Genomic DNA, 11,165 nt, shown 5'->3' with positions numbered 1-11,165 from the left:
CCTTACTATTAAATAATCATGTTAAACATGTACTTATTTAAAAACTTATAATAATTAGCTATTAATACCATTCCGACAAATGGTTAATTTATGAATCATTATTTGATTTAATTATTAAAATAAAAAAAACATTTTTAAAAGAAATATATAACATTCCTCTCTAAAGCTTAATTTATCGCCATAAAAAAAGGCCCCATAAGGGACCTTCAATCAACAAAATTAGCTACAAAATGGCTTAGTTCGGAGCAATCTCTTTCTTACGATAAAAAACAAAATAGCTCACATAGCACAGCAAGATAAAAATAATGCAGCAGATAAAGCCAACCTGCATAGATGGATCAAATACCATACTTACACAGGTAACAATACAGAATAACCCACCTACAATTGGAGTAAGAGGGAAAAGTGGTGCAGCGAAACGTAAATCTTTTGCTGTTTTACCTGCTTTATACCATTGTCGACGGAAATTAAATTGTGAAACACAAATTGCGATCCAGACCACCACCATTGTAAAAGCAGCAACACCCAACAAATTTTTGAAAATTGTTTCTGGCGCAAATTGTTCTGAAAGTAACCCAGGAATAGCACCAAACATGGTCACAATAATGGCAACAATAGGTGTTCCTGATGGTGTGAGTTTAGCGAAAATTTTTGGTAATTGATTTTTTGCTGAAAGCGACCACATCATACGTGAGGCAGCAAACAAACCAGAGTTAGCAGCAGAAAGTAGAGCCGTAATAATTACGAAACGGATAATGTCTTCTGCATATGGAATACCAATATAGTTAAATACCGTCACAAATGGACTACTGCTCACATCATTTGCATTAAGACCTGCAAGGTGGAATGGTAGCAAAGAGCAAATAACAACAATTGTTCCTACAAAAAATATAAGTAAACGCCAAATTGCTGCATTAATTGCTTTAGGAACAGTCTTCGCTGGCTCCTCTGCTTCACCTGCAGCCACACCAATAAGCTCAGTACCAGAGAAGGCAAAATTCACAATGAGCATGGTTGTAAAAATTGGAAATAATCCGTGCGGGAACCAACCTTGAGCCGTTAAATTACTAAACAATGGTGCTGTTTCATGCCCGTGATAAGGAATAAAACCAAAAATTGCCAATAAACCCAAAGTAATAAAGACAATAATTGTTATAACTTTAATGAGAGCAAGCCAGAACTCAGATTCAGCAAATAAACGTGTTGAACTAATATTGAGGAAAAAGACAAGCCCACCAAAAAACAGAGTCCATGCCCAAACAGAAGTAGTAGGAAACCATTCCTTAACTAGTAAAGCTGCAGCAGTAAATTCAGTTCCTAAAGTGGCAGTCCAAGTTAGCCAATATAGCCAGGTGATCATATAACCTGTGCCTGGACCAATATAACGTCGTGCGTATTCACCAAAAGAGCCTGATTCAGGCACATGAACAGCTAGCTCACCAAGGCAGAGCATAACGGTGTAGGCAATCAAACCGCCCAAGAAATAAGAGATAATTGCGCCAATTGGGCCTGCTTGAGAAATTACGTCGCCAGACCCTAAAAAAAGACCTGTACCTATGGCACCGCCAAGGGAGATCATCACCAAATGTCGAGTACTCATTGCTCGTTTCAAAGGTGCAGAACTTCCATGTTGCGATGCATCATTATTCCGATAATTTAATGATTGCATATAAAAAACTGTAACGACAATTTAGTAAAAAATCATTTTAGGAGAAAAAAATAAATATGCAATTATCTTTGAACAGTGAAGCTATTTTAAGCACACCCTCCCATCTCAAATAAAATATCAATGAAAAACAGCACCTTGACAATTATAAAAGTATTAATTGTATTTTAATTAACCCCATACTATTTCTTTAATTTATATAAAAATAAAAACCATTATTTTTTAAATATAATAATTTTTCACTTAATTTGTCATGACTACTTTTAACCCTATCTTTATTTAAAAATTAATCACACTATTTATTTAAATAATGACTTTTAATTTCATATACAAATAAATTAATAAAAAAATATTTTTTGAGCAAAAAATAAAGCCCAAATTTGAAGATTTGGGCTTTATTTAATCAATAAGGTAAATTAATAACTGGTCAGTACAAATTGTTGCGATGGTTGAACTGAACCTTCAATGTAGTCACAAACGCCTTGTTCATCACAATCTAAATTGAATTGCTTGTAGCTCAATGCAAAAAAATCAGAATATTGTTTAATGACAAATGGACTCATATCCGAGCTTAATGCATCACCTTGTTTAAATAATTTAATAATTTTTCTGTCATTCATACCTAACAAATAAATTTCATTATTTAATTCAATGTGTGCAACTCCAGTCTGCTCTGCCACGATCGGAATCAGATATGATGTATTTGCGAGCAACACATCTACAGCATAGCTTTCAAGTTTTAAATTAATTAAATTGAATACCAAGACTGTACCAGAGTGCATCTGCAAACCTTTCTTATAGCTTGCAGCTTGCTGAATGTACTGAATTTTAATTCCAAGCTTTTGGAAGTCGTGCTCAGTCGCCTGCTTTGTTTTTACAAGACTACGTGTAATGGCTTGCTTGAGCGGGTTATCCAAATAACGCTCATCTAATTGAAAATCATTTTGACGTAAAATTTTCAATAACATGCTGTCATGATATGTCAGCACATTGGCAAGTACATTACGATAATAGAACTTACTTTGTTTTTTGATTTTACGAACGTGGTGATAGAAATACGTTTCATCAAATTCATGTTCAATAAAATCATGTAAAAGACTTGAACTCGCCAATACAGATAAAGCTTCATGCCCTGTAAAAGGCAAATGAATCGTATGTAAACTTGGCAATATTTCTTTTATTTTTAAGTAATGTTCACGATCGACCGAAAAGTAAGGGTCATAAACAATAATATATTCACGACTTGCATCTACATCTTGCTGCTGAATTTGCATGTCTTTGTTCGCGACAGCATCAAAGAATTCAGCGTAGCGTCGATCTTCAACCTGTTCAGGATCAATTGAATACTGAGGTACAAATGCAACGATTCGATTCATGTTTAAAAGGTTCGAATACTTGATTGCTGCATAGCCGCCCATTGAGCCGCCATAACCTACAATATTTTTAAAACGCTGAATAATAGGCAAAATGGCTTTGGCCATTTCAACCATACTGGCTTTTGGAAACCAGGATTTTTGTTTTGGCATAATCCCAATAACATTGTATTGGTACTTTATTAGAGACTTTTCAGCATTGATAGATAAGCCACTCGCTCGGGTAATCAAATCGCCAAAAGAGAGAACTAATGTATTAGAATCGCCTTGTAAAAAAATGGCTCTAATGTGTTCGTCTTCAAAAATAATTTGCTTATCCATGCTCACACCGAAAGAAAATTTACTCCCACATACATCGTCAAAAATGAAACAAAATAGGTGTTTTGCCAATTTATGATTGCGGAGTATCTTATTTTATAGATGCCAGTCAGATTAAAAAGCGCAAAATATGACACAATCCTTACATCCTGCCGCTCAAAAAGGCTTCAGTTCCGCTGCGGAGCTTTATCAGCAAGTTAGACCGAATTATCCAGCAGAAATAGTCAGTTGGCTGCAAGAACGCCTCCAAATACATGAAAATTCTACTGTTATTGATCTTGGCTCAGGTACTGGCAAATTCTTACCCTACTTAAAACAAACCCATGCCAATATTATTGCAGTAGAGCCAATTGGCGAGATGTTACAACAGCTTCAGCAAACCTATTCTGATATTAAAACTTTACAGGCCTTTAGCCACGCTATTCCGGTAAACGATCAACAAATTGATGCTGTTGTTTGTGCTCAATCTTTTCATTGGTTTGACAACATGGAAACACTGACTGAAATCCATAGAGTATTAAAACCACAAGGACATTTGGGACTCGTTTGGAACCAACGTGATGAACGTACAGACTGGGTGAAGGCCTTAGCAGATTTTTTATTACCACTTGAAGGTGATACACCGCGTTACCATAGTGAAAAGTGGAAAAAGGTTTTTGAAAATCAAAATTTATTTACTTTTGACAGCTTAGAAACTTTTTCGCAATCGCAGCATGGTACTGTCGAACAAGTGGTGAGTAAAAGATTACTCTCTACAAGTTTTATTGCAGCAATGACCGAAAAAGATCAATTACAGCTCAAAGCTCAGTTTGAAAAAATTGTTTATGATTTTACAGGGCTAGGCCCACAAGATCAGATTGATTTTCCATATGTCACATATGCATATCACTTTCAGAAAAGTACATCGTCAAATCATAGAGAATAGGTTCGGTTGAAAGCTATGTTTAAAAAAACGCCTCATATCATCTTAATGTCTTTGCTCAGCTCTAGCCTATTATTGACTGCTTGTAAAAAAGCAGATGAGCCAGCAAAGACCGAACAACATCAGACAAATTCATCTACCGATCAGGTGATGGAAAAGCTCAATGAAAGACCAGTTAAAAAGTTCGCGGCCACTGCTGACGATGCGCATGACATTGCATTATTAGAGGACTATGACCGTCGCTTTACTGAAATGAGTGATGAAATGGAAACTGAGCTAGAAAAAATGCATGAGGCAGGTACGCTCACCACTGAGTTTGAACAAAAACGTACGCTTGATAATGTACGCTCAGCATTGACCATGTTAAAAGACCTCGATTTAAAAACTGAACAAGGTCGTTATATCCAAGGCTTACTTTATCAATATTGGGAAAACCAAGAAAAACACATCAATGATAAACAAGCCAATAAAGATGAACAGGTCAATCAACTTGCTGACTACTTACAAGCACAAAACCAGTTGAAATACTGGAAAGCCTCACAGCAGCATTAATTTTATAACGTGCAATAAAAAGCCTTCTGATTGAGAAGGCTTTTTAATTTATATATTTTGTTTTTCAACCCAATGAATCGATTGAACACGGAATAACTCACAAGCACCATCCCCTGTATCACTTGAAGTTAAAGATGATCGCCAAACTAAATTTTTGTCTTTAATTTCGACCAATTCACCTTTGAGATAAACCAAGTCACCGCGTTTAACTTGTTTGATTTGCTGAGCAATCTGAGGGCTTGCAGGAATGATGTGCATGTTAGACACCATTTGCATTGCTTGCTCTGCTGGAACAGGTAATTTAGGAATTTTCCAGTTCAAATAGCGATCATACTGTTTAACTGAAATGGTACGAGCAATATCTGGTTGAGCAAACAGCCCCCAACTTACCGCATAATCAATCGGTGAAAACTTAGCTTGTTCATCATTTTTATAAATTTTTGAACCTAAAATTCTAAAATTGCCCTGGAATGGCTGTAATACAGAAATCGATTGATCTTTTTCAATCGGTAACAAACCATTTGCAATATTATATTCACCAGAAGTAGATGCCGTCGAAGCAAAAGCTGAGCTGATACATAAAGAGGCCAATAAGCCTATCATTACATGTTGTTTTTTCATCGCTTTATACCTCAAATATTGCTAGATCAAATGCAGTAGATCTCTAATTTATGGTAGCTCTAAGCGATGAAAAAAATATCGGAATTTAGTAACAATACAGATCAATTTCGTCTATTTTTGTGCCTAATTAAATAGATTGTTAATCTTCAAAATCAATTCGTAAGGTTTCAAAACGAACCTTTCCTTCTTTTATTGCTTGAGCAATTGCCTGCTGCCCTTTGGTCAAACGCGCTCCGCCACTTTTGATATCAAGCAAAATAATCTGAATATCTTCGGCAGTCCCGTCCCCATCTCTAAAATCGGTATAGCCATCAAAAATAACGTAATCAACCGGATCACCCAAGAACTTGGCATCACTCGGCAAGTATTGAAACTCAGGTAAAATTGGGGCAAATTGTTCTGCCATTTTACCTTTTAATACGGCGCGGCTTGTATTCACACTCCGTTTTTGTGCCTGCGCTAATGCCTGTTGATGCTCAAGCTCTAACTCGGCAATATATTGCTCGTATTCAGCCTTAATGCGACCATTACGGGTATTTGATAAAATGAGTGTAGTGATAATAATACCAATACCAGCACCTATAAGCATGGCCAGCCATACGGACATAAATTTTCCTTAACAAATACATATCATCGCGATAGATGAGCAATCATATCTAAAATTACGGAGTAGCTTAAACTTTTGTCAAAGGTGGTCATCTACTTCTTATAAAAAGATGCTAAGGTATAAAACATAAACACATGTGCTGCTGAAAATAATTGGATTTATGAAAACGATACTTATTGCAAATCAAAAGGGCGGATGCGGAAAAACCATGACAGCCATTACGTTGGCAACAGCTTTGGCACAAAAAGGATATAAAGTAGCATTAGCAGACTCAGATAACCAAAAATCTTCTTTACAATGGTTAAAACAACGTCCAGAAAGCGTAGCTGCGATTCAAAGCTTGGATTGGCGTCACGAAAAATCGATTGGTGATGCGCCGAAAAATTTAGATTATCTAATTATTGATGCACCGGGTGCTCTTTCGGGCGATCATGCTGAACAGTTAGTCAGCGAAGCTCATGCCATTATTACACCTCTTCAGCCTTCATTTTTTGATATCGATAGTACACGTCGTTTTCTCAAGCATTTGCAAGACATTAAGCGTATTCGCAAAGGAAAAGTACAAATTTTACTGCTTGCAAATCGGGTTAAGCCGAACAGCGCCAGTTCCAAAGACATTCAGCAATTTTTTGAAAAAATCGAACATGAACCGATTGCATGGATTGCAGAGCGTAGTGCTTATGGCAGCCTAGCAATGCAAGGTTTGAGTGTGTTTGATAAACCACAAAAAAACTTTATTGCAATTCAAAGCCAGTGGCAGCCGCTTTTAAATAAACTGATTGAAGATAAATCTGAGTGGTTCTAAAAATAACTTTTTATTTTTGTTGAGCAGGAATGTGTACATTAGCATTTCTGCCTAAAATTTGCCTCAGGTCATTTTTCAGTTAATATGGCCTCACCCTATTTAAAAAATTAGAGAATTTTTGTTCGTGCATCAATACGCTCCTACTTTACAGCGCGTTTTATTGTTTGGGCTGTTTTTTATCCTGATGTTTTTAGGATTTAACATCCTGAAGTACTTTATTGTACCTGTAGTTTGGGCTGCTATTATTGCCTACATGACTTGGCCTATTTATTTAAGAATCCAGCGCTTTTTTGGAGAAAATCGTAATAATTTAAATGCTACAGTCATGATTAGCTTAGTCATTTTAGTTGTTGGTGTTCCCCTTATATGCGCTATTTTTATTTTGCAACATGAAGGCCGCAACCTCTATCTTGATTTACAGCGCCAAGTTTTTTCTGGTCATTTAAGTGTTCCGGATTTCATTAGAAATCTTCCTTTTATTGGTAAAGAAATCACTAGAACACTAAACGATATAAACACTGATCCTAATAGCACGATTCAAAGTATTGCAGCTTGGGTACAAAGCCATTTAAGTTATGGGCGAGTGTTACTCAATGAAATTAGTAAAAATATCGTCAAACTTGGTTTTGCAATTTTAACGCTTTTCTTCTTTTATCGTGATGGTCACAACATCTTAACTCAAGTAAGTAAAGCCTTAGAAATGGTGATTGGCCTACGTATTCACCATTATCTCGATACGATTTCAGAAACAACGCGTGCAGTTGTCTATGGTGTTGGCTTAACTGCAATTGCTCAAGCAGTACTTGCTGGATTAAGTTATTTCGTAGCGGGTGTACCCAATCCGATGGTACTCACGATTGCGACGTTCTTATTAGCACTCATTCCTTTCGGCACCCCTGTCTCCTATTTAGGCGTTGGTCTATGGTTGTTCTCTCAAGGACAAACCATGGAAGCCATTGGCGTAGTTTTATGGGGTGTTCTGATTGTAAGTAGTTCAGACAATGTGATTCGTCCTCTTGTGATTTCTGGTGCGACCCAAATTCCGTTTTTACTCATTATGTTTGGTGTGTTGGGTGGTATTGCGAGTTTTGGTTTAGTTGGTTTATTTATTGGCCCTGTTATTTTAGCTGTTTTATTAGCGATTTGGCGTGAATGGCTTCATGAAACAATTGATCCTGAACCAATGCCAAAAACAACTATGATCTACGATTCGGATGATGATTTACCACCATCTAAAAATTAAGCCAATGATTTAAAAATGTTTCAGGATACAAAGTGACTATTTAAATTAACTTGTAGGATTTACACGCCTTTGCTTGAATAAAAAAAATCAGATTTATATCTATAAGGACATCTAATAATGCCAATATTAAATAAAATGAGTGCAGTATGTGCACTAACAGCTTTATTAACAGTTGGTTGTAGTACGGTCAGCAAAACAGTATCTGATACGACTCATGCATTAACAACAATGCATACCAAAAAAGTAGTCGATGTAAATGAAGTCACAGCTAATGGGATTGGTAAAAAAATCGGGACAATTAGCTTTCAAGACAGTGATAAAGGCTTAATTATTACCCCTGCTTTAGCAGATTTACCAAGCGGCACTCGCGGTTTCCATATTCATGAAAATGCATCGTGCGACCCTGCTGTTAAAGATGGAAAACCAGGTGCTGCTTTAGCTGCGGGTAGTCACTATAACCCTAATCAAGCGCCACATCATGGTACGCCAACTACAGGACACCTAGGCGACTTACCAGCATTGGTTGTTGATAATAATGGAGTAGCTACCACGGCTGTTATTGCGCCACGTTTAAAACTTGCTGATATTCAAGGTCGCGCTATCATGATCCATGCTGGTGGTGACAACTATTCAGATTCTCCTCTACCTCTAGGTGGTGGTGGAGCACGAATCGCCTGTGGCGTAATTCAATAATTTGTCATTTTTTTAAATTGTGGGTATCTAAAAAGATATCCACAATTTTGCTATTTTATTAAGCAGATTAGATCACTTAATTATTATAAAATCTTAAAAAATTAACTGACTTTTTTAGACAAAACGCATAATATTTTTCAAGTAATAAAAAATTAAATACCCCTTATCACGTATCCTCTCATTTAGAAAAAAAGCCGTGAATTATCTGACTCAACTATTCAATCGTTTTAAAGCGAATTCAATTTTAATTTACTGTCTGCAAATTTTAATTGTACTCACAGGCACAACTTTAGGCTTACTAGAGTTAGGTCATAACGAGCTCATCGTTCCTGTGACATTAGGTGCGATCGCCGCTGCACTTACCGATTTTGATGATCGCTTAAGCCTTCGATTACGTAACCTGCTCTATGTCTGCCTACTCTTTTTTACTGTCAGCACTATTCTTGGTTTTTTAGCACCTTATAAATTTTTATTTATTTTATATCTTTCAATTTCAAGTGCTTGTTTTATTTTATTGGGAGCCTTAGGCCAGCGTTACGCCACCATTTCTTTTGGTACGATTTTACTCTCGATTTACAGCATGTTTGGTTTAGGAGAATATGCTCACTGGTACCAACAGCCTACTTATTTTGTCTATGGCGCACTGTGGTACGGCCTAACATCTATTTTATTTTTTCTTTTAAAACCAACACTTCCTTTACAAGATAAGCTTTCTCAAATTTTTGAAGAAATCTCTACCTTACTTCAAGCTAAAGCACGCTTGTTCGACCCAGACAATAAAGAAAATGTTGAACAGCTTTTATTTGAATTATCACTACAAAATACGCAAGTCGCGCAAAGTCTTAACCAAATACGTAGTTCCCTGCTCACTCGTCTTAAGGCCTCACGAGTCAGTAATAAAAGTATTTACTGGTTAAACCTGTACTTTTTTGCCCGCGATATACATGAGCAGGCCACCTCTAATTATCTACACTACGAGCATATTCAACAAAATTTTAGCCGTAGCGATCTCATTTTCCGTTTTCAGAAAAATCTGCGTTTACAAGCCCAAGCTTGCCATGATTTAGCCCAATGTATTTTGCATAACCAGCAATATCAGTCTTCTCAAGAAGGGCAAATCGTTTTAAATCATCTGGAAAGTTCTTTAAAAGACTGGATACAACAGCATCCACAAAATTTTGAAGTTAAAAATTTAAAGCTGATTTTTAATAATTTAAAAGGCATGCATGAACAGTTTGAACAACTTCAATATGCTCAGCCGTTTAATGAAACGCTAAGTCAAAACAAACAAGATCATCTCAATTTACTTGATGATGATATTCAAGATTTTTCAGATCTTGTTTTAAAAATTCGCCAGCAACTGACTCCACAATCGGCCCTGTTTAGACATGCGATACGAATTGCAGTCGTGTTCGCCGCAGGTTACGTCATTTCATTATTACCTTTTGCCCAACACGGTTACTGGATTTTGCTCACCAGTTTATTTGTTTGCCAAATTACTTACTTTGCAACCAAAAGCCGTTTAAAACTCAGAACAATTGGAACCTTACTTGGCGTTTTATTTGGTATTCCCATTTTGTATTTTGTTCCAAGCATTGAAGGTCAGCTCATTCTCACTATTATTTGTGGAGTTAGCTTTTTCTACTTGCGCCAGAAGAAATATGCGTTGGCAACACTGATGGCAACCTTAATGGTATTGCTTATTTTCAACTTAAAAGGCGCAGGTTTCAGTATTATTTTACCTCGCCTAATCGACACCTTATTAGGCTGCTTTATTGCATGGCTTGCTGTTAATTTTATATGGCCAGACTGGAACTTCCGTAATATTCCAAACAATATTAAAAAAAGTAGCCAAGCCACACTGGATTATTTCAATGTAATTGTTGAGCAATACCAGCATGGTAAAAATCAGGACATTGAATATCGCAGAATTCGCCGCGCTGCACATAACGCACAAATTGAACTGTCGAATATGATTTCGAGCTTAAGTGCTGAGCCCAACCCCAAACCAGAGCTGATTCATTACGCCTTTCGTTATCTAGTTTATAGTCATAGCCAGTTGAGTTATGTCGCAGCATTAGGTAGCCAAAGACAAAAAATTGAGGATCAACAGGTATTACAGCTCTTACTAGATTGTCAGCAAATCCTTAACCAAAGTTTATTTGAACAAGCTTCTGTTGATTTTAATTTTCTTGAGCAAACTTTGAAGCAAATACAAAACCTAACAACTCATGAGCACTTTTCAGAAAGCTACACTCTTGTTTTAAAACAAATGAGCTTACTATTAGAAACCTTGCCTGAGTTATTAACCCTTAAAGGTAAACTTTTAGAGCAAGAGATTAAGTAATATAAAAAAAATACCGGA

The 11,165-nt window shown here is 36.4% G+C and carries 10 protein-coding genes; 6 read left to right on the top strand and 4 right to left on the bottom strand.

Annotated features, from left to right (window positions below; translation table 11 throughout):
- Positions 1–235: 235 nt before the first annotated feature.
- Positions 236–1,669, bottom strand: coding sequence for an amino acid permease (locus tag ACIF8R_RS08100; RefSeq protein WP_311086502.1), 1,434 nt, complete (start codon positions 1,667–1,669; stop codon positions 236–238).
- A 413-nt stretch (positions 1,670–2,082) separates the two neighbouring features.
- Positions 2,083–3,360 carry a hypothetical protein gene (locus ACIF8R_RS08095; RefSeq protein ID WP_396480140.1) on the bottom strand — a complete coding sequence of 426 codons (1,278 nt, stop codon included), beginning with the start codon at positions 3,358–3,360 and terminating at the stop codon, positions 2,083–2,085.
- A gap of 127 nt (positions 3,361–3,487) precedes the next feature.
- On the opposite strand from ACIF8R_RS08095, the gene ACIF8R_RS08090 reads away from it, so the two are divergent.
- A complete protein-coding gene (locus tag ACIF8R_RS08090) occupies positions 3,488–4,282 on the top strand; it encodes a class I SAM-dependent methyltransferase (RefSeq protein ID WP_396480138.1) in 795 nt (264 codons plus the stop codon).
- Between the two features lie 15 nt (positions 4,283–4,297).
- Positions 4,298–4,831, top strand: a complete 534-nt coding sequence (locus ACIF8R_RS08085) for a hypothetical protein (protein ID WP_086496206.1) — start codon at positions 4,298–4,300, stop codon at positions 4,829–4,831.
- Between the two features lie 48 nt (positions 4,832–4,879).
- Here the strand turns inward: ACIF8R_RS08085 and ACIF8R_RS08080 are convergent, their stop codons facing one another.
- Both ACIF8R_RS08080 and ACIF8R_RS08075 read right to left on the bottom strand, forming a co-directional pair.
- Positions 4,880–5,452, bottom strand: coding sequence for a hypothetical protein (locus ACIF8R_RS08080; RefSeq protein ID WP_396462552.1), 573 nt, complete (start codon positions 5,450–5,452; stop codon positions 4,880–4,882).
- Between the two features lie 139 nt (positions 5,453–5,591).
- A complete protein-coding gene (locus ACIF8R_RS08075) occupies positions 5,592–6,059 on the bottom strand; it encodes a Holliday junction resolvase-like protein (RefSeq protein WP_002048811.1) in 468 nt (155 codons plus the stop codon).
- Positions 6,060–6,219: 160 nt separating this feature from the next.
- Between ACIF8R_RS08075 and ACIF8R_RS08070 the strand changes: the two genes are divergently transcribed.
- The 4 genes from ACIF8R_RS08070 (at position 6,220) to yccS (ending at position 11,147) form a co-directional block, all read left to right on the top strand.
- Entirely contained in the window at positions 6,220–6,864 is a 645-nt protein-coding gene (locus ACIF8R_RS08070; protein ID WP_174724423.1) for a ParA family protein, read from the top strand.
- A gap of 124 nt (positions 6,865–6,988) precedes the next feature.
- The gene (locus tag ACIF8R_RS08065; protein ID WP_263614696.1) at positions 6,989–8,107 is read left to right on the top strand and encodes an AI-2E family transporter; all 1,119 of its coding nucleotides are present in this window, start codon (positions 6,989–6,991) and stop codon (positions 8,105–8,107) included.
- 123 nt (positions 8,108–8,230) lie between these two features.
- Entirely contained in the window at positions 8,231–8,800 is a 570-nt protein-coding gene (gene sodC / locus ACIF8R_RS08060; protein ID WP_263614928.1) for a superoxide dismutase [Cu-Zn] SodC, read from the top strand.
- 196 nt (positions 8,801–8,996) lie between these two features.
- Positions 8,997–11,147, top strand: coding sequence for a YccS family putative transporter (yccS, locus tag ACIF8R_RS08055; protein WP_396480136.1), 2,151 nt, complete (start codon positions 8,997–8,999; stop codon positions 11,145–11,147).
- The last annotated feature ends 18 nt before the right edge of the window (positions 11,148–11,165 follow it).

The organism is Acinetobacter sp. ABJ_C4_1, assembly GCF_044538495.1.
GTDB lineage: Bacteria > Pseudomonadota > Gammaproteobacteria > Pseudomonadales > Moraxellaceae > Acinetobacter > Acinetobacter nosocomialis_A.
This window is presented reverse-complemented; position numbering and strand designations above follow the sequence as displayed.